Below are 19,666 nucleotides of genomic sequence, written 5' to 3'. Positions count from 1 at the left end.
AGCTAGGGTCACGAAGGTGCGCAGAACCATCGACTGGGACGGCGACGCGGTAGCGATCATCGACCAGACCGCGCTGCCCGCCGAATACCGCATCCTGCGCCTGCGCACCGTCGACGAACTCATCGACGCCATCGGACGCCTCGCCGTCCGGGGTGCCCCGGCCCTCGGCGCGGCGGGCGCGCTCGGCGTCGTGCTCGCGTCCCGCGCGGGCGGCAACGTCAGGGCCGCGGCCGACCGAGTCGCCAAGGCACGACCGACCGCCGTCAACCTCAGTTGGGGGGTTGCCCGCGCGCTGAAGAAACTCGACGAGGGCACCGAATCCGTACTGGCCGAAGCCCTTTCAATTCTCGACGAGGACGAACGCCTCAACCGCACGGCTTCTGGTCACGCTGCCGAGCTGATACTGACACTGTGCGATCGCCGCCCGCTGCGGCTACTCAGCCACTGCAACGCCGGCCACCTCGCCACCGTGGCCTGGGGCAGCGCGCTCGGCGTCGTCTGGCACCTGCACGAGCGCGGGTTGGTCGAATCGGTGCTGGTGGACGAGACAAGGCCGCTGATGCAGGGCTCACGGCTGACGGCCTGGGAATTGGCCCAGGCGGGCGTGCCCTACCGGGTTCAGCCGGACAGCGCCGCCGCAGCGGCGATGGCGCGCGGCCTGGTTGACTGCGCAATCGTCGGCGCCGATCGAATCGCCGCCAACGGCGACGTCGCAAACAAGATCGGCACTTACGGCCTGGCCATCGCGGCCCGTCATCACCACGTGCCGCTCGTCGTGGTCGCGCCGTCGTCCACGATCGACGGATCACTGGCCAGCGGCGCGGAGATCGCCATCGAGGAACGCGCGCCCGAGGAGCTCAGGTCCTACGCCGGCGTCACCATCACCCCACCGGGCGCGAATGTCTTCAACCCGGCTTTCGATGTGACCCCGGCCGAACTGATCACCGCCGTCGTCACCGAGCACGGGCAGTTTCGCCCCTAAACAAAACGTGTCCAGGTGGTCATCATGATTGACATGGCTGATCATCACTTCAACCCCGATGTCGTGGTTGTGGGCGCCGGCTTCGCCGGCCTGTACGCCGCGTACCGCCTGCGGCTCGCGGGTCTGTCGATGCGCATCTTCGAAGCCGGCGACGACATCGGCGGCACCTGGTACTGGAACCGCTACCCCGGCGCGCGGGTCGACATCCCGAGCGTCGACTACATGTTCAGCTTCGATGCTGGTTGGGCGCGGGACTGGCAGTGGTCGGAGAAATACGCCACCCAGCCGGAGATCCTGCGATATCTCAATCACGTCGCCGACAAGCACGATCTCCGTCGCGACATCCAGTTCGGCACCCGGGTCACCCAAGCGCATTGGGACGACAACTCGTCGCGATACGTCGTGCGCACCGATCACGGCGAAGAGGTCGGCTGCCGCTACCTCGTCATGGCGACCGGTTGCCTCTCGGTCCCGAAGGACCTCGACATCCCCGGTGTCGAAAACTTCGCCGGCGAGGTGTTTTTCACCAGCCGGTGGCCCCACGAGCCCGTCGACTTCACCGGCAAACGCGTCGGCGTCGTCGGGACCGGTTCCTCGGGCATCCAGTCGATCCCGCTGATCGCCGCGCATGCGGAGCAAGTGGTGGTCTTCCAACGGACGCCGTGTTTTTCGATCCCCGCCCAGAACGGCCCGATACTGCCGGACAAGCTCGCACAGATGGCCGACGAATCGTCCTACCGGCAGGCGGCGAAATACTCCTTCGGCGGGGTGCCCGCCGAGCGGACCGTCACCCCGGCATTCTCGGTGTCCGCCGAGGAACGTCAGCAGCGCTACGAGCGCGCCTGGCAGCGTGGCGAACTGCTCGAGGTCCTCAACCTCTATGCCGATGTGATGAGTAACCCGTTGGCCAACAAAGATTTTGCCGACTTCATCCACGGCAAGATTCGCGGCATTGTCCGCGATCCCAGGACGGCCGAGGCGCTTTGCCCCACCACCTATCCCGTCGGCGCCAAGCGACTGTGCCTGGACACCGATTACTACGACACGTTCAACCTGCCCCAGGTGCGGTTGGTGAACCTGAAGGATCAGCCGTTGGTGGGCGTCACCGCGACCGGCATCGCAACGGCCGGTGAATCTTTCGAGTTCGACGCGATTGTCTTCGCCACCGGCTTCGACGCGATCACCGGCGCCGTTGCGGCGATCGACATCGTCGGCCGCAACCGACTTACTTTGAAGGACAAGTGGTCACACGGCCCGAATACCTACCTCGGGCTGATGACCGAGGGCTTCCCCAACCTCTTCCTCATCGCGGGCCCTCAAAGCCCCTCGGTGCTGTCGAACATGGCGGTGTCCATCGAGCAACACATCGATTTCGTCGCCGACGCCCTGACCTATCTGCGCGACCACGGCTTCGAACGGATCGAGCCCACCAAACTCGCCGAGGCCGGCTGGATGCAGCACGTCGACGACGCTGCGTCGATAACCCTTTTCCCACAAGCGAACTCGTGGTACGTAGGCGCGAACATCCCGGGCAAGCCCCGGACCTTCATGGCCTACGCAGCCGGGGTCGACTTCTACCGGGTGACATGCGAAGAGGTGGTGACCCGCGACTACCTGGGTTTCGCGTTATCCGGACCTGCCGGTGCACAGTGCAACGACGGCGTGGTGCGCCGCCTGCAACCCGACGTCCAGATGGTCCTCGAGCAGACGGCACTGCTGGAGCTGCCGCCGTTGGAGTCGATGCCACCCGAGCAGGCCCGCGCCTTCATGGACGAGATGAATCTGGCGCGCCCGCCGGGCCCCGACGTCGGCGAGATCGTCGACGGAACCCTGCCGGGCGCTGCCGGGCCCCTGGCCTACCGGCTCTATCGACCGGCGAGCCCGGGTCCGCATCCAGTTGTGGTCTACTTCCACGGCGGCGGTTGGGTTCTCGGCGACCACACCTCCGACGACCCGCTATGCCGGGATCTATGCGTGCGCAGCGGTGCGCTGATCGTGTCGGTGAACTACCGGCACGCCCCCGAGCACCGGTTCCCCGCCGCACTGGACGACGGGTGGGCGGCAGTGCGGTGGATCGCCGAACACGCCGAGGATTTCGGTGGCATCCCCGGACGCCTGGTGCTGGGAGGTTGGAGCGCCGGCGCGGGCATCGCAACCGTGATCTGCCGATTGGCCAGGAACACGGGCTGGCCGACGATAGTCGGTCAGGTGCTGATCACGCCGGTCGTCGACGCCGACCAGACCCGCGGCTCCTACGTGGAGAACGCCGAGGGCTACGGTCTCACCGCGCCGCTGATGCGATGGTTCTTCGACCACTACGCCCCCGATGCCGATGTGCGCGGCGACCCGAGAGTCGCGCCGCTGCGGGCACCGGACCTGTCCGGCCTACCGCCCGCGATCGTCGTCTCAGCGGAGTTCGACCCACTGCGCGACGAAGGTGACGAATACGCGAAAGCGCTTGCCGCAGCGGGGGTTCCAACCCAGCATGTGCGGGCACGCGGGCATACCCACTTGTCGCTGTCCATGGTCGACGTGGTCGTCTCCGGGGCCCCGATCCGGGCTCAGATCGCCGACGCGTTACGCGGGTTCTTCGCGGCCGCAGCCACTCAGGGCACGCCAGCTCCAGCAGCGGGCTGAAGCGCGTCAGCGTTACCGCGCCGGGCGACGCGCCGAACCCCAGCGGGCCCAATCGGGCGTCTACCCTCGACACCCTCGTGGCAGAGTACCCGGAGTTTCGGCGGACGTTGACCTAGCTCGCGCCAGCCGCTATCACCTCGTCCACCTCGGTCGCTCGCTCGGCCATCTCGGCGTGCGCCCTGTCCAGGGACTCGGCCTGATCTTCGTCGGCCTTCATCAGCGCCTCGATGTCGAAGCTGGCCATGTCGTGCACACCCATGTCCCGGAATGCCTTCTGCACCTTGTCGCCCCACAGCCCGATGTCCTTGACGATCGGCACGATGCGGCTGAACAGGTGCGAGCGGAACTGGATCATCAGCGGCGACTGATCCACCCACGCGGCACACGCTTGGACGTCCATGCCGAGGGTCTCGAAAACCTCTTCACCGCGGAATCGGTCGCGCATCAGATAGCAGGCGTCCACGACGAACTCTTCCCGTTCGTCCCGCTCGGCGTCGGTCAACGCGGAGTAGTAGTCCTTCAACGAAATCCGGCCGAAGGCGACGTGCCGGGCCTCGTCCTGCATGACGTAGGCCAGCACCTGCTTGGCCAGTGAATCCGGTGCCGCCATGTCCCTCAGCACGCCGAAGGCCGCCAATGCCAGGCCTTCGATCAGTACCTGCATGCCCAGATAGGGCATGTCCCAGCGCGAGTCGCGCAGGGTGTCGTCCAGCAGCGCGGTCAGGTTCTTGTTGATCGGGTAGACCAGGCCGATCTTCTCCTGCAAGAACCGCGAGAAAGCCTCGACGTGCCGAGCCTCGTCCATGGTCTGGGTGGCTGCGTAGAACTTGGCGTCCATGTCCGGTACCACCTCGACGATCTTGGCCGCGCACACCATCGCGCCCTGCTCGCCGTGCAGGAACTGGGAAAACTGCCAGGCCTGAAAGTGCTGGCGCATCTCGGCACGACGCGCTTCGTCAGCGGCATCCCACATCGGGCTGCCGAACAATGGATTGAACTCGTCGGGCAGTCCGACCGGATTGTGCGGGTCGACGTCCTGGCCCCAGTCGATACGCGACTGCGCGTCCCACTGCTTGTCCTTGCCCTTCTGATAGAGAGAAAGGAGTCTGGCGCGCCCGTCGTCGTATTCCCAGGTGAAGCGCGCATTTCCGGCGCTGGGAACCTCCCATGAATACGGCGTGGGCACGTCGGTGTACTTGTCCCTGGTGGTCATGGCTGCGACCCCTCTCGACGGTGTGACCAGTGGTCATATGACGTGTATCACACCACCTTGCACCCCGTCCGGCAGGTCGTCAACCCCGCCTGGCGACTTCGCGCATTCGGCGAACGATCGCTGCAGTTCAGCGCGGGGGCAGGTCGGCGGCGAGCCGTACTGCGTGGATGGACTCATCGGAGCCGCGTTCACGACTGGCGGCATGAAGCAACACGGCTTCGCCGCCGCCCTGCCACGGCCAGCAGGCGAAGGCACCGCCGCGCACCGTGACAGGTCTGTCTGTCGGCTCCCACGCCCGGGAGTCCGGCGGGGCACCGACATAGTCGTCGTGCCATCCGTCGTCCACCCACTCACCCCACCCCGGCGCCGAAGTGCCGAATGGCGTGCGAGCTTGATCCGGCCGACCATCGACGACCCACTCCGTCCACTCGTCGGGCGGTTCATCCCCGCAGATCCAGGACCGCGTCCCCCCGGCGCGCGCGATCCATTCCCACTCCGCTTCGGACGGCAATCGCAGTCCGGATGCCGACACTGTCTCTGCCGCCTGCCAGCTGTTCTGCCGCAAGACCCCGTGGGAATTCGCCGCGTCACCCTCGATCGACCAGATAGCCGCATGGCGGTCCAGCAGGGGTGTCTCGGCGCAGAGAAAAGCCTCAACCCTCACTTCGTGAACCGGGGCCCACGACTCGGCAAAGAACTCCACGCTCTCGGCAACTTCGTCACCGAGGTCGACGAGTTCGGCCACTTCGTCTTCGGTGATCCCCATGGTCATTCGCCCGGCCGGTACGACGACGAAGATCAGATCGCCGCGCTCGAAGCGGACGCGCACCACGTTGTCGCCCGCATCGGGAACCGGAGACCACTCAGAACCCAAGGCGGCCGCCAGCTCTTCACTGAGGCGTCGGCACAGCGCACCGTCGCTGATACCGCCGGCAATGAACTCAGGCCACTGGTCGGCGGCCGAGGGACGCGGAGAAGCCGGTCGCCGTTCCGGAGCTTCCGGCGGGAGCTGTGCGAACAGCACCTCATAGACTTCCTTTTCCCAGCTCGGTTCCGCGTAGGACGGTGTTCCAGGAACGACGGGCGGCTGTCGCCACTGCGCTTGTGGCGGGGAGCCAACGGCAATGGCGACTCGATCCTGCGCATCGGCCGACAGCTCGTCGAAAATGTGCTGCGGATACTGCAGCTTCGCCAGGTAGTCGGCGGCCAGCTCCTCGGGGGTGGAAAGCGACGAGTCGATCGGCGCGGAAAGCTGCCAGTCCGCGAAATTGCTTGCGATAGAACGCAGCTCTTCGACCCCTGCTGCTGAGATACCTGTGACGAAGTTCGGCCATCTGCCTATTGCGGACACAGGCGGGGATGCTAACAGCCGATTCATAACCGTTCGGCCAAAATGCCGCCCGATTCACTTTGCGCCCCAGGCGGATACATGAATTCATGTGCAGCGGTGCCGCCGCGGGAGTCCGGCGGAGCTACCTTCTGCTGCCGCCGGAGCTACCGCTGCTACCACTGGAACTGCTGCTGCCGCTGGAGCTGCTGCCGCCGCCGGAGCTGCTGCTGCCGCCGCTGCTGCCGATCGAGCTGCTGCCGCCGCCGCCGATGGAACTGCTCCCACCTCCGGTAGAGCCGCCGCCTAGCGAGCCGCCCCCGAGCGAGCCGCCGCCCAACGAGCCGCCGCCCAGCGAGCCGCCGCCCAACGAGCCGCCCCCGAGTGAGCCACTTTCACCACCCGCTGAGCCGCCGCCGGTCGCCGACGGTCCGGTGGCACCGGCACTGCCCCCGCCAAGCGGTCCCCCGCTCCCGCCGAATGGAGCACCGCCTCCGCCAGTGGAAGGCGCCGGCTCCGGAGCCGGCGCAGTCAGCGAACCCGGCAACTGAGGTGCTGCGGGCAAGTCCTGCGCCGGTACAACGACGCCCGGTGCGGCGGGAATCGTCGGCCCCTCAAGGGCCGGACCGCGAACCGTGGGAATCTCCAAACCCGGAACAACTGGGCCTTCGGAAGCCGGAACGCTCACGGGCAGTTGCGATTCGGGGGCACGGACCGGCGGCGGAGCCATGGGAACAGACATGGGCGGCTGCGAGACAGGAACGTACGTCGGCGGTTGCGTCACCGGAACCGTGGTCGGCGCCGCGGTGACCACCGGCGGCTGCGTCACCGGAACCGTCGTCGCCGGCGCCGAAGTCACCGGCTGCGACGTCGAGGGCTGCGTCACCGGAACCGTCGTCGCCGGCGCCGAAGTCACCGGCTGCGACGTCGAGGGCTGCGTCACCGGAACCGTCGTCGCCGGCGCCGAAGTCACCGGCTGCGACGTCGAGGGCTGCGTCACCGGAACCGTCGTCGCCGGTTGCGTCACCGGGACAGAGGGCTGCTGGACGCCCGGCGCGACGGTCGGAGGCGATGCAACGGGCAGCGGCAGCAGTATCGGATAGTTCGGGTAGTCGGCATCCGGCGCCCGCGGCGGCACCGGATCAGGCATCAAGACGGGCAGCGCAAGAAGGGCGGGAACCGCTCCCGGCGCATCGCCGGGCACCGCGGGCAGCAGTGGGGTGGAGCCGTCCGAGGGAGCCGGCAGCGCCACCGGGCCGGAGGGACGCATCCCTGCCGGTCGCGGAGCCGCTGCAACGACCAGCGGCGCCAGCGGCATGAGCGGGGCCGGCATGATGCGCCCCTGACCAGGGATGTGTTGCAGGCCCACCGCTGCCGGCCGAATGCCCAGCGCCAGTGAAACTTCCAGTGCCACAATGGCAGTGATCAGCGTCACCGCCCCGACACTGCCCAACAGCAGCACCGGCCTGCGCTGCTGCACCTTCTCGTTGAGGCCGTTGTCCTCGGTCGAACCGATCACTGTCGTCAGCGCGTCGGCGTCTTCGTCCGGCGAGAGGCTGTACGCGAAGCGGCCGTCGCCCGCCTGGGCATCGGCGGGCAGGGTGGGAACGTCGAAGCGACTCAGCGTCGCCGCGTCGGGATCCGTCTGCACAGCGTCGGTGACGCGGGCGTAGGCGAAGGCGTCGGTAGACAGGACGGACAACGACGCATTGGCAGACGCCAGCGCCGCCCCCCGCGCCAGCGCCGTCTCCGGCTCCTCCGGCACGCTCACCGCAAGCGAAGTCACCGTCTCGAGCTCCCGCTTGATCGGCGCGATGTCGACCCCGGAGCCGACGACGAACACACCGGCCGGCCGCGAGCTGAGCGCCTCAGCCCACCCGGTGAGCCTCCGCACCGCAGTCATGACATCGACGCTGTCCAGCGGTTCGTCGCGGATCTCGGCGATCGCCCCCTCGTCGGACTCCACTACAGCCATGGTGACGCTCCCGGCTTCAACGAAGAGCATCGCCATTCGCTCACAGCCGATGGCCTGTCCGACCGCCTGCGTCAATGTCGTCGCGGCAACGAAGGGCGAGATTGGCGTGACGTTATCGACCTCGCATGCGGCCAGGGCCTCGCTCAGCGCGCACGCCCCTGACTCGTCGGTCCACGTCACGCCGATCGAGGTCAGTTGGTTGCCGGCCGCCGCCGCAGCCTCCCGGACCTCCAGCATGGTGGCCATCAGATGATCGGTTGCTGAGCCGGCTGCGGCGTCGACCGCCAGATTCTGTTCCTCGATAGTGACTCCGGTGGCTTTTTTTCCTTCGACCATCACCATACGAACCATTGCAGGTGTCATCGAGAGCCCGAGTACGATGTCCACTTTTTCTCCAAATGCGTTAGCTAACAAGCCCCGGTCCCGCTAGCGAAGCCGCGACGCGCACGCATCAAAGATATCACCACATCGGATTCGTCGCCGTACTCAATACTTAGGTATTAGCTGAGAATTTCGCCCGGCACTACAGTTTGCCGGCCACGAAGCCGGCGGCCTGATCCACCAGACCTGAGTCGATATACGACGGCTGCAGATGCGACGGCCAGTTCGTGCCCCCGCCACAGATCGGATCCCCGGGCGCGCACTGGTCGATCGTCTTTCCAGCGAACGCCGGGGACAGTCCACGGGTGCCGTTGCCGAACAGAGCCACCGCCGCGACGTGCTGGTCGACACCCGGCGGCAGGATGTTGGTGAACCCGAGAAGCGGGCGACCCGCAGTCACCAGGTCGGCCACCTCGGCGCCCAACGAGTAGCCGCCGAGCACCAGGCGCGTGTTCGGGCAGTCTCTGGCCATCGACTGCACATGGGCGCTCATGTCGTTGGCGCCGCCGCCGGTGCTGATGTTGGCGGGGTAGTTGACCCCGTAGACACCGATCGACATCGGGGTTTTGCCCCGCAGCGAATTGACCAGGGCATCGCCGACGGCGCCGACGCCGGGTGGTTCCTCTCGGCCACGGGCGAACACCACCTCAGCGTCGGGACAGGCCGCTGCGGCGGTCGAGAGCAGCGACGTTGGACCGATCGACAGTCCGAAAACGAGCAGAACCCCGCTCACCAGGCCCATCGCAAATTGCGCGCCTGGCGTCATTGTGACAAGCCTCATGAAGCGATGCTACGGATCGAGCCGACAACGCGGCCACCCGTTCGGGCCGAAGCCGTGGTAGATCTCCAGCATGGGCGAACGCGTCACGTTCCAGAGCTCGACGGGCCCGAACCTGGCCGGGATCATCGACGTGCCGGAAGGCGCGGTGCGCGGTTGGGGAGTGTTCGCGCACGGATTCACTCTGGGCAAAGAGTCGCCGGCGGCCGCCCGGATCTGCAAGCAGCTGGCCGCGGACGGGATCGGCATGCTGCGTTTCGACGCGCTGGGTCTCAGTGGCTCCGAAGGAGATTGGGGTGACGGCTCGTTCACCGTCAAGGTCAACGACATCGTCAAGGCATGTGAATTCATGGCCGAACGCGGAACACCCGCCGACATTTTGGTCGGGCACTCCTGGGGCGGCGCGGCCGCACTCGCCGCCGCCCGCCGGTCGCCGGGAGTGCGCTCGGTCGTCACCGTGGCGGCCCCGATCGATCCGAGCCACGTCGAAAAGCTCTACGACGCCGTGGTTGACCGTTGCCTGTCCGAGGGCAGTGCCGAGTGGATGGTCGGCGGGCGCACCTTGACCCTCAAGCGGGCCTTCGTCGAAGACGTCCGTGCGGCGCATCTGCACGACAAGATCACAGGATTACGGTTGCCGCTGCTGATCCTGCATTCACCAACCGACAACACGGTCGGCATCGGCAACGCGACCGAGATATTCCGGCTGGCCCGCCACCCCCGCAGCTTCGTCTCGCTGGAGGGCTCCGACCATCTGCTCACCGCTCGGGGCCAGGCTCGTCGCGCTGCCCGAATCATCGGCGCATGGGCCGACGCGTACCTCGACGACGACTAGAACTTGACGCGCGCTGTCACTTAGTGACACATTGGGCCGTGTCACTAAGTGACAGGGGTGGAGAAGATGGCGCACGTCGAGGCCAGGCTGCAGGTATCCCGCCACGCCTGTGAACTGTTCTGGCAGCACGGGGTGTCAGGAACGACCGGCGACGACATCGCCGCTGCCGCAGGACTTTCCACTCGGACGATCTGGAGGTACTTCCGGTCGAAAGAAAGTTGCGTGGAACCGGTACTCGCCAAGTCGACACACCGATTCATCGCGGTCCTGGACCGGTGGCCGCGCGAGTTGTCGCTGGGCGAACATATGGCCGCCGACGCGATTGCACACCCGTTCACCGAACAGGACATCGCCGACGAGGTCAGTGCAATGCGAATTGCCAGCATGACGGCGTCCGAACCGGCGCTTCGCACCGCGTACCTCATGGTCCACGACGAACTGGAACGAGGCTTCATTCCCGTTATCGCCAAACGACTGCGGTTGCACCGCGACGATCTCACGGTCCGGCTGTGCGCAGCGGCGGTGACCGGTGCGTTGCGGGTGATCGACGAGGACGTCAGCACCGCGGTCGTCACACACGGCGAAAAGGTCAGCCCCCAGCAGACGCTCGCCCTGATCGACCGAGCGATTCTCGACGCGACCAACGGACGCATCGGCGGACCGATGCCCGACTAGCCCGAAACTCCCTGCAAGACAACCAAAGGAATCGCCGCATGGCACTGCCCGACCCCATCTCCGTCGAAGACTTCTTTCGCCCACCCGTGCGCGCCGGAGCGGCGATCTCACCCGACGGAACCCGGGTGGCCTACCTCGCCCCGTGGCGCAACCGCCTGAATGTATGGGTGCAACCGCTGGACGACAACGAGCCGGCGCGCTGCGTCACCGCCGACGAAACCCGTTCGGTGCTGAGCTACGAATGGACCGACAACCCACGCTGGCTGCTGTATCTGCAGGACCGTGGCGGCGACGAGAATTGGCACATCTTCCGGGTCGACCTGGAGGAGCCCGACGCCTCCGCCGTCGACCTCACCCCCTTCGATGGCACCAAGGCGATCCTCGAGATGCCCGGCGGTCTGTCCGGCAAGGCCATCGTGCACCTCAACAAACGCAACGTCGCGCTGCTGGACGTCTACGAACTGGACATCGCCACAGGCGAACTCACCATGCTCGCCGAGAATCCCGGGCAGGTCGCGGGATGGCTCAGCAGCCGCAACGGTGACCTGTTCGCGATGTCGCTGACCGCCGCCGGCGATGTCGAAGTGCACCGATGGGACGCCGTATCGGCGTCGCTGCGACTGATCGCCACCTACGACGGCGCCGACTACACCCTGGGCGTCTTCCCGATGGTCGTCACCCCCGATGGAACGGGAATCTGGATCGGCTCCAACGAAGGCACCGACCGTACCCGGCTGGTCCGGCTGGACGTGGCCACCGGCACGGAGACCGCCGTCGACAGCCACCCCACATTCGACCTGGATCCCAGAGGCCTGGTCATGCCTCTCGTGCCGCAACCCTTGATTCAACACCGGCGCACCGGTGAACTGCTCGGGGTCCGGTATCTGGGAGCGCGACAGGTCATCCGGCCGCTCGACCCGGTGTTCGCCGACATCTTGACGAACCTGCAGAAGTTGTCCGACGGCGAGGTCGGGGCGTTGTCCTCCGATGAACGCGGCCAACGGTGGATCGTCAGCTTCAACCACGACCGGGACGCCGGACGCACCTACCTCTATGACCACACCACCGGCGGAAGCAGGCTGCTGTTCCGGCCCTTCCCGCACCTCGATCCCGAGCAGTTGGCGCCGATGACACCCGTGACGATCCCGTCCCGCGACGGACTGGACCTGCCTTCCTATCTGACCCTGCCCGTCGGAGTGCAACCGAAGGGCCTCCCCTTGGTGCTGCTCGTCCACGGCGGACCGTGGGCCAGAGACTGGTGGAGGTTCGACCCGGAGGCGCAACTCTTCGCCAATCGCGGATATGCGGTGCTGCAAGTCAACTTCCGCGGGTCAACGGGATTCGGCAAGGCATTCGTCAAGGCCGCGGTCGGGGAGTTCGCGGGCAAGATGCACGACGACCTGATCGATGCCGTGAACTGGGCCGTCGAACAGGGTTACGCGGACCCCGCGCGGGTCGCAATCTTCGGCGGCTCCTACGGCGGATACGCCGCACTGGTCGGCGTCACCTTCACCCCGGATGTCTTCGCGGCGGCCATCGACTATGTCGGTATCTCCAGCCTGCCCAACTTCATGCGCACACTCCCGGCGGCGGCGCGACCCCACCTCGCCAACAACTGGCACCTGTTCGTCGGCAATCCGGAAGATCCGGCGCAGGAGGCAGACATGCTGGAGCGCTCCCCGATCACCAAGGTGGAACGAATTCGGACGCCACTGCTGGTTGCGCAGGGCGCCAATGACGTTCGCGTCGTGCAGGCCGAGTCCGACAATCTGGTGGAGGCACTACGCACCCGCGGGGTAGAGGTGCAGTACCTGGTCAAGGAAGACGAGGGCCACGGTTTCCTCAACCCCGAGAACGTCATTGACTTCTACAACGCCGTCGACCGGTTCCTCGACCAGCACCTGGGCGGTCGGAGCTGACAGGCGGCAACAACTCTGCGAAGTTCCTCGCGGCTCGAGCCAGCGGTCGCGAAGCGCACCAGATACGCCCTTGATCGACGCCGTGTCCTGCGTTTCAAGAATCCGCCAAGGCACCTGCTGAACCCTCTGCACCATGAATCCGATTGACCTTCTCGTCGTGGCCGTTGGCTGCGGAGCCTTCGCCTGGTCGATGGCGCGGTATGCGCCCAAGGCCGTACCCGGGATCGGCCTGGCCGCTCAAGGTGTCCTCGGCGTGTACACCGGGCTCATGGTGCGCGACATATCGTTCGCTGCGCTGGGCTCACACTGGCCGGTCGTAATCGCGGTCGCCGTCAGCACTCTCGTGCTCAGCGTCGCGGGCGGCGCGCTGCTCGGCCTGCACCGCGACGTCACGCCACTGACCGGCGGCCTGGCGCTGGTGGCCGGCGGCTCGGCCGGCCTGGTCGCGATCGCCCGCGAACTCGGCGGTGACGACCGCGTCGTGGCTGCGGTGCAGTACCTGCGCGTCGCACTGATCACAGCCGCCATGCCCGTCGTCGCCACCGCGTTCTATCACAGCAACCCCGCCCAGGGTGCTCACGTCAGCGAAAGGGCTTCGCTGCCTTGGTATGTCACGCTTCCACTGATCGCGGCGATCGTGGTAGTGGGCGCGGTGGCCGGACGCCGGGTGCGCCTGCCGGGCGGCGGACTGATCGGCCCGATGGTGATCACCGTGGGCCTGGAATTCTCCGGCCTGGTCGACGGATTCGCCGTTCCGATGCTTCTGTTCCAGGCCGGCATCGTGCTGATCGTCCTGCAGACCGTGATGGCTTTGGACCGCGAGTCACTGCGCGCGATCCGCCGGATCCTGCCGGGCGCCTTCGCGTTGATCATGGTGCTGAACGTCGCCGCGGCCGGGCTGGGCGTGGTGTTGGCTCACACCGCCGGACTGAGCATGCTCGACGGGTACCTAGCTACCAGCCCCGGGGGGGTCTACGCGGTGCTCGGCACCGCCGCGGGGTCGGGCTCCAACGTGACGTTCGTGATGGCATCCCAAGTGATTCGGGTGGTGCTGATGCTGGTCGCCGCACCGCTCGTGGCGCGGATGTTCATCCGATTCACGCCGCAGAGCGCACCGGCGGCCCCGGTGCGCCCGGAGCTGGTTCCCGTCGCCGCCTGAGCCGGCCCGCCGCCCGCCGGCACCGCAACGGGTGGCACGCGGAGCGGGCGGAACTGGCCGAGGAACTTTACCGACGGTTCTGCTCGACCGCTCGCACGAGACCCAGCCGGGTGAAATCCCCTTCACCTACGGGTGATCTTCACCGAACCCGGCGACGGTGTCCGCATCCGGTACAACCGCCCACACATCGAGCTGGGCCACTACCGCAGCGGTCAACCCCTGAGCGACCGGCAGCGCCAGGCACTCGACGCTTTGGACCGGACCCTGAATGACCCGGCCAACCACGCCGAATTCACCCTCGATCCGGGAGACGTGTTCTTCGCGGACAACCACGCGACTTTGCACAACCGGCGCGCCTTCGACGACGCGCCCGAGGCTGAACGACGTCGGTGCCTCGTGCGCCTGTGGCTGGGCGTCGAACCACGCAACTGAACCCAGGAAGCCTTTAGAAAGCCCCAAGACCGGCGCCACAGACTCCTGAGATCACCACAGTCTCGGGGAAAAGGCGAACCACATGTTGAGGCACTTGGCCATCTTCACCGTGTGGCGGCCCAAGGCGGTGCTCGCGGCGGTCCTGGTGCTGCTCGGCATCAGCGTGGTCCTCGGCGGCTCGGTGTCCGACAAGCTGGGTACCGGCGGAAACACCGACCCGGCCGCGGAGTCGTCCCAGGCCGAGGAGTTCCTAGGCCAGCATTTCGGCACCACCTCGAACCTGGTGATTCAGCTACTCCCCCGCGAGGGCACGGTCGAGGCACCCGACGTCGCCCCGGTGCGCGACCGGGTGCTTCGGCTTATCGCGGCCGAGCCCAACGCCAAGGTCACCAGGGCCTTCGGCGATGAGGGCGCCGGTGATCTGCGCAGCAAGGACGGTCGGTCGGGCCTGATCCTGGTGCACGTCGGCGGGACGGCGGACGAGGCCGCCGAGACGGCCAAGCGGATCATCGCCAACCTGCCCACCGACCCGAACGTCACCGTACGGGCCGGCGGATCCCTCGGCGTGCAGCAGGAGATCCGGGACAAGGTCAAACACGACCTCAAGACGAGCGAGAGCATCGCGGTGCCGGTTTCACTGGCCGTGCTGGTGGTCGTGTTCGGCGGTCTCATCGCCGCGGCGCTGCCGGTGGTGGTCGGGGTCGTCTCGATCGTCTCCACCCTGACGGTGTTGCTGCTGATGACGACGATCACCGACGTGTCCGTGCATGCCCTGACGGTCACGACGGCGTTCGGCCTGGGGCTGTCGATCGACTTCGGTTTGCTGATGGTGTCCCGTTTCCGCGAGGAATGCGCCAACGGGAAGGTCCACCACCAGGCCGTCATAACCACCGTCACGACCGCGGGACGAACCATCCTGTTCAGCGCGGCAACGGTCACGCTGGCCATGACCAGCCTGCTGGTGTTCCCCACCTACTTCCTGCGTTCGGTCGGGATGGCGGCCACCGCCACCGTGCTGCTCTCGGCATTCAGCGCGATCGTGGTGCTGCCCGCGCTGCTGGTACTGCTGGGCAAGCGCGTCGACTCGCTAGCGATCATCCGGCGCAAGGTGCCGCTGTCGGCGGATTCCCTGTTCTGGCGAAAGTTCGCCGAGGTGGTCACCCGCCGGCCGCTGCTGTACGCGCTGCCCGTGGTGGCGGTGCTGTTGGGCCTGGGCATTCCGTTCCTGCACGCCCAGTACGCCACCCCCGATGAACGCGCGCTGCCGACGGATTCCAGCGCACGCCTGGTGGCCGAGTCGCTACAGCACGACTTCCAGCTGGACCCCTCCCAGGCAATCACGCTGGTCACCCGCAACGACGCCGGCGTGCTCGCCAAGCTGGCCGCAGAAGTGTCGGGCATGGACGGTGTCGTCCTGGTCAACGGCCCCGTCGGCCGCTTCGAGCACGGGCAGCCGGCCGGTCCGGTGCCGGCGGCGTCAGGGGCCGGGTATGCGTTCGTCTACCTGTCGGTGCAGGCGGACTCGGACCAGGCTCAGCACCTGGTCCGGGATATCCGCGCGAAGATCAGCGGCCATCAGGTGGAGGTGGGTGGTCCGACGGCCACGCTGATCGACAGCCGCGCCGCGATCGCCGATCGGCTCCCGCTGGCCATCGGCCTGATCGCAATCGCCACCTTCGTCCTGCTGTTCCTGTTCACCGGCAGCGTCGTAGTGCCGGTCAAGGCGCTGCTGCTGAATCTGCTGGTGCTCAGCGCGGTCCTGGGCTTGCTGGTCTGGATTTTCCAGGACGGCCATCTGGCAGGGCTGCTCGGATTCACCCCCGCGCCGCTGAACCCGTCCATGGTTGTCCTGCTCTGCGCCATCGCGTTCAGCCTGTCCGTCGACTACGAAATCTTCCTGCTCAGCCGGATCAAGGAAGCCCGCGACTCCGGGTTGTCCAACGACGCGTCCACCGTCATCGGGTTGGGCCGGGTGGGACGGATCGTGACCAGCGCCGCGCTGCTGCTGACGATCACGCTGATCTCGTTCGCCAACGGGCTGTCGTTCATGAAGATGTTCGGCATCGGCACGGCGCTGGCCGTCGTGATCGACGCGACGATCATCCGCGGCGTCGTGGTGCCGGCGTTTCTGCGGGTAGCCGGGGACCTGAACTGGTGGGCGCCAAAGCCGTTGCGTTGGTTGCACTCCCGCATCGGCATCAGCGAGACCGCGGCGGAGGAGCAGACACCACTACCGGCGCCGGAAGCCGCCGCCGCTGCGCCCGCCGAAGACATCGCGGTGGCAGCCGCGCTGCGCGCGGCCCAGGAACACGTCGCGGCCCTGCCGTCGACCCTGCCGTCGACCGACGTCGAGATCATCCCCGGTACACACCTGGTGGCCAACGTCAACGGCACCGTCATCGTGGTGGCCCACCGCGAGCGCACGACGCTGTCCGAGCACTCCGTCGCCACGCAGCAGCTGGCGGCCCTGTCCGAGATGGTCCGGCGAACCGACCCGCCGAAACTGGTCAACGCCTTCGCCAAGCTGTCTCGTCAGCCCTGGACCCACACGCTGGTCGACGTCGCCATCGTCACGCCTACCCCGGCCGGCCTGGAGATCCTGCTGTGCGGCAGCGTGACGGTCGCGCTCGACGAGGGCGCCGATCGGACGCCGCTGCACGGCCGCGGCCGCTTGGTGCACTACTCCGTTCCGATGCCGGCGGTGGCGGCGGTCATCGCGGTCGACGAATTGGATCAGCGGGCCCGGGCCGCGGTCGTGCCGAACGGCGTCTACCGGCTGACCGGCGGCATCGTGCCCGGCGACGGCGCCGTCCTACGCTCGGCGCGGGCCCCGCGCCGCTGCGCGGCGTCCGTTGCGTCACCGCAGCCCAAGCGGTGGGTGGTACTCGAAGACGGCTCCCGCTTCGAGATCGACCGCGACTGCGTCATCGGCCGGGACCCGCACGGATCGGATGCCGTCCGATACGGACTTCGCCCCGTCAGCATCGACGATCCCGCGGGATTACTGTCCCGGGCCCACGTGGAGGTTCGCAACGTCGACGGCACCGTGATCATCGTCGACCGCGGCTCCACCAACGGCGCCTTCGTGTGTGCGCCGGGCGATTACGGGTGGACCCGGATCGCCCCGTGGGAGCGGGCAGCCTGGCGGCCCGGAACCTACCTGCAGATCGGCGGCCGCATCCTGCAACTGCAGGTCGGAACCGTCCCGGCCGCCCAGCGCGGCCCGCGCGTCAGCATGCATCACTACGCACCGGGGCAGGCGCCCGCGGGCCGCGTATCGGCAGGCAACTTCCCGATCGACTAGGGTGGATTACGTCAATCGGGCTGCGATCTCGCGACGGTACGCTCGACAGGAGTCGAGTGGGAAGTAGCAGGCATGCCCGGGGACCAGAATGAATCCGAAACTTTAGAGCCGTATTTCGACGACGTCCAAGCGCACTACGACCTCTCTGACGAGTTCTTCAAAATCTTTCTCGACCCCACCCGGACCTACAGTTGCGCGTATTTCGAGCGCGAGGACATGTCGCTGGAAGAGGCGCAGATCGCCAAGGTCGACCTCTCGCTCGGCAAGCTCGGACTGCAGCCGGGCATGACGCTGCTCGACATCGGATGCGGCTGGGGCACCACGATCGTCCGGGCGCTCGAGCAGTACGACGTGAACGTGGTCGGTTTGACGTTGAGCCGCAACCAGCAGGCGCATACCCAGCGACGGCTCGACGAACATCCCAGCCCGCGAAGCAAACGGGTTCTGCTGCAGGGCTGGGAACAGTTCGACGAGAAGGTGGACCGGATCGTATCCATCGGCGCCTTCGAGCACTTCGGACGCGACCGCTACCCCGACTTCTTCACCATGGCCTACGAGGCTCTGCCTGCCGACGGTGTCATGTTGCTGCACACCATCATCCAGCCCAGCGAGGAAGAATTCGCCGAGCGCGGGCTGCCCATCACCATGACCAAGTTGCGGTTCATGAAGTTCATCATGGACGAGATCTTCCCCGGCGGAGATCTCCCACCCGCCAAGGCCGTCACAGAGCACGCGGAACGCGCCGGCTTCTCGCTCAACCGGATTCAGCAGCTACGCCCACACTATGCGCGCACCCTCGACATTTGGGCCGCCGCGTTGGAAGCCAACCGCGAGCAGGCGATCGCCGCTCAGTCGCAAGAGGTTTACGACCGCTACATGAAGTATCTGACCGGTTGTGCCGACCTGTTCCGCGAGGGCTACACCGACGTCGCGCAGTTCACCCTTGCCAAGGCCTAGCTTCACCGTCACTCGTTGCGGACGCAATCGTAGGTGAGCTTGACCTCGTCGCCGAGGTTGACGACTTCGAACTCCTCGACGCCGATCCCGTTGAATGATTGTGCGGTGATACCTAATTCGGACCACTTCTTGCCGCTCGTCCGGTCGTCGGCAAAGGTGAGTGGCACCTGACCGCCGTCGGCGAGCAGCATTCCGTACTTCTTCAGGGCGGCGATGACCACCCGCTCGGATTTGGAGAAGCGCGAGTCGTCGAAGTCGGCGCGCAGCCGGAACCGCACGCCGTACGGCGGCGCATTCGGGTCCGTGCTGGCCGGCCCGCCAGCATGCGTTGCCGGTCGGACATAGACGCCGGCCTTCATCCGATCGTTGGGGAGGATGAACCGAATCGCGTGATTGATTGCACCAGAAGCGACTTCGTCGGCGGTGGGTGTCATGGCGGCAATCGGGAAACCGGCCGCATCCGCGCTGGTGCATTGGTCTCCGCGCAAGGTGTCGGGGTACTGCTTGGCCAGATCCCACGTGAAAAACCCTTGCGCAGTGAGATCTTCACCAGACTGGCCGCCGTGGTAGATCTCGTAGAGCTGGTGCCGGCCTCGATCGACCACGAGCAGGTGACAATCTTCCTGGCCCGGGGTGGCACCGGTGGTATCGCAGGTGAGATTGGACGAACCCTCGAAGTAAGCGTTCGCCGGCACCGGCATCTCGGCGGGTACCGAGTCGCAGTCCGGACCGTCGTTGCAGTATTCGTCGGTGCCGACAACCTGCATCCGGCGGGAGCCACCGTCCGCGAAGAACACTGAAATGGAGAAGTCAGCCTGCAAACCTCCGGTCCCCCAGCCGCCGGCGGCCCTGAGCGCATGGATGATCGCGTCCGAACGGTTTGACTTTGCGGCGCCGGAGACGTCGACGTTCCACGGCACGGCCGTGGTGAACAGCACCCCGGCGGCCACCGGCGCGCTCTGAGGTGCGGGACGGACACCCGGCGGCGCGTCCGAACTCGACGTGGGTGGTTTCGAGTGGCAACCGGCTAGCAGCATCACCGCCGAACACGTAATCGCCAGCGCCTTCGCCGGCCCCCCGAGGTACATCGTC

The 19,666-nt window shown here is 66.8% G+C and carries 14 protein-coding genes; 9 read left to right on the top strand and 5 right to left on the bottom strand.

The features are described 5' to 3' along the window. Window positions 1–16 precede the first annotated feature (16 nt). Window positions 17–982, top strand: a complete 966-nt coding sequence (gene mtnA, locus JX552_RS03265) for an S-methyl-5-thioribose-1-phosphate isomerase (protein ID WP_205876073.1) — start codon at window positions 17–19, stop codon at window positions 980–982. A 33-nt stretch (window positions 983–1,015) separates the two neighbouring features. Then, window positions 1,016–3,619: a flavin-containing monooxygenase gene (locus tag JX552_RS03260; RefSeq protein ID WP_205876072.1), complete on the top strand. Its 2,604-nt coding sequence runs from the start codon at window positions 1,016–1,018 to the stop codon at window positions 3,617–3,619. A gap of 112 nt (window positions 3,620–3,731) precedes the next feature. Here the strand turns inward: JX552_RS03260 and JX552_RS03255 are convergent, their stop codons facing one another. The 4 genes from JX552_RS03255 to JX552_RS03240 all read right to left on the bottom strand — a co-directional run bounded on the left by JX552_RS03255 (window position 3,732) and on the right by JX552_RS03240 (window position 9,257). After that, entirely contained in the window at window positions 3,732–4,832 is a 1,101-nt protein-coding gene (locus JX552_RS03255; protein WP_205876071.1) for a ferritin-like domain-containing protein, read from the bottom strand. Window positions 4,833–4,959: 127 nt separating this feature from the next. Further along, complete coding sequence (locus JX552_RS03250; RefSeq protein WP_205876070.1) at window positions 4,960–6,183, bottom strand: formylglycine-generating enzyme family protein; 1,224 nt, start codon at window positions 6,181–6,183, stop codon at window positions 4,960–4,962. 121 nt (window positions 6,184–6,304) lie between these two features. Continuing rightward, window positions 6,305–8,521, bottom strand: coding sequence for a DUF7159 family protein (locus tag JX552_RS33135; RefSeq protein WP_431195912.1), 2,217 nt, complete (start codon window positions 8,519–8,521; stop codon window positions 6,305–6,307). Between the two features lie 136 nt (window positions 8,522–8,657). Then, complete coding sequence (locus JX552_RS03240) at window positions 8,658–9,257, bottom strand: cutinase family protein (RefSeq protein ID WP_205878182.1); 600 nt, start codon at window positions 9,255–9,257, stop codon at window positions 8,658–8,660. Window positions 9,258–9,366: 109 nt separating this feature from the next. On the opposite strand from JX552_RS03240, the gene JX552_RS03235 reads away from it, so the two are divergent. The 7 genes from JX552_RS03235 to JX552_RS03205 all read left to right on the top strand — a co-directional run bounded on the left by JX552_RS03235 (window position 9,367) and on the right by JX552_RS03205 (window position 18,574). Next, on the top strand, window positions 9,367–10,128 hold the full coding sequence (locus JX552_RS03235; RefSeq protein WP_205876068.1) for an alpha/beta hydrolase family protein: 762 nt from the start codon (window positions 9,367–9,369) through the stop codon (window positions 10,126–10,128). A 66-nt stretch (window positions 10,129–10,194) separates the two neighbouring features. After that, complete coding sequence (locus JX552_RS03230) at window positions 10,195–10,803, top strand: TetR/AcrR family transcriptional regulator (RefSeq protein ID WP_205876067.1); 609 nt, start codon at window positions 10,195–10,197, stop codon at window positions 10,801–10,803. Between the two features lie 38 nt (window positions 10,804–10,841). Next, window positions 10,842–12,722 carry a S9 family peptidase gene (locus tag JX552_RS03225; protein ID WP_205876066.1) on the top strand — a complete coding sequence of 627 codons (1,881 nt, stop codon included), beginning with the start codon at window positions 10,842–10,844 and terminating at the stop codon, window positions 12,720–12,722. 133 nt (window positions 12,723–12,855) lie between these two features. Beyond that, on the top strand, window positions 12,856–13,881 hold the full coding sequence (locus JX552_RS03220; RefSeq protein ID WP_205876065.1) for an AbrB family transcriptional regulator: 1,026 nt from the start codon (window positions 12,856–12,858) through the stop codon (window positions 13,879–13,881). 132 nt (window positions 13,882–14,013) lie between these two features. Then, on the top strand, window positions 14,014–14,313 hold the full coding sequence (locus JX552_RS03215) for a TauD/TfdA family dioxygenase (protein WP_205876064.1): 300 nt from the start codon (window positions 14,014–14,016) through the stop codon (window positions 14,311–14,313). 82 nt (window positions 14,314–14,395) lie between these two features. Further along, complete coding sequence (locus JX552_RS03210) at window positions 14,396–17,617, top strand: MMPL family transporter (protein ID WP_205876063.1); 3,222 nt, start codon at window positions 14,396–14,398, stop codon at window positions 17,615–17,617. Between the two features lie 72 nt (window positions 17,618–17,689). After that, entirely contained in the window at window positions 17,690–18,574 is an 885-nt protein-coding gene (locus JX552_RS03205; RefSeq protein WP_205876062.1) for a cyclopropane mycolic acid synthase family methyltransferase, read from the top strand. Window positions 18,575–18,582: 8 nt separating this feature from the next. Here JX552_RS03205 and JX552_RS03200 read toward each other — a convergent pair whose 3' ends face one another. Then, on the bottom strand, window positions 18,583–19,662 hold the full coding sequence (locus JX552_RS03200; protein ID WP_205876061.1) for a hypothetical protein: 1,080 nt from the start codon (window positions 19,660–19,662) through the stop codon (window positions 18,583–18,585). Window positions 19,663–19,666: the final 4 nt, after the last annotated feature.

Source organism: Mycobacterium gordonae (assembly GCF_017086405.1).
GTDB classification, from domain to species: domain Bacteria; phylum Actinomycetota; class Actinomycetes; order Mycobacteriales; family Mycobacteriaceae; genus Mycobacterium; species Mycobacterium gordonae_D.
Note: the sequence above shows the minus strand (reverse complement) of the source record. Positions and strands in the feature narration are given on the sequence as shown.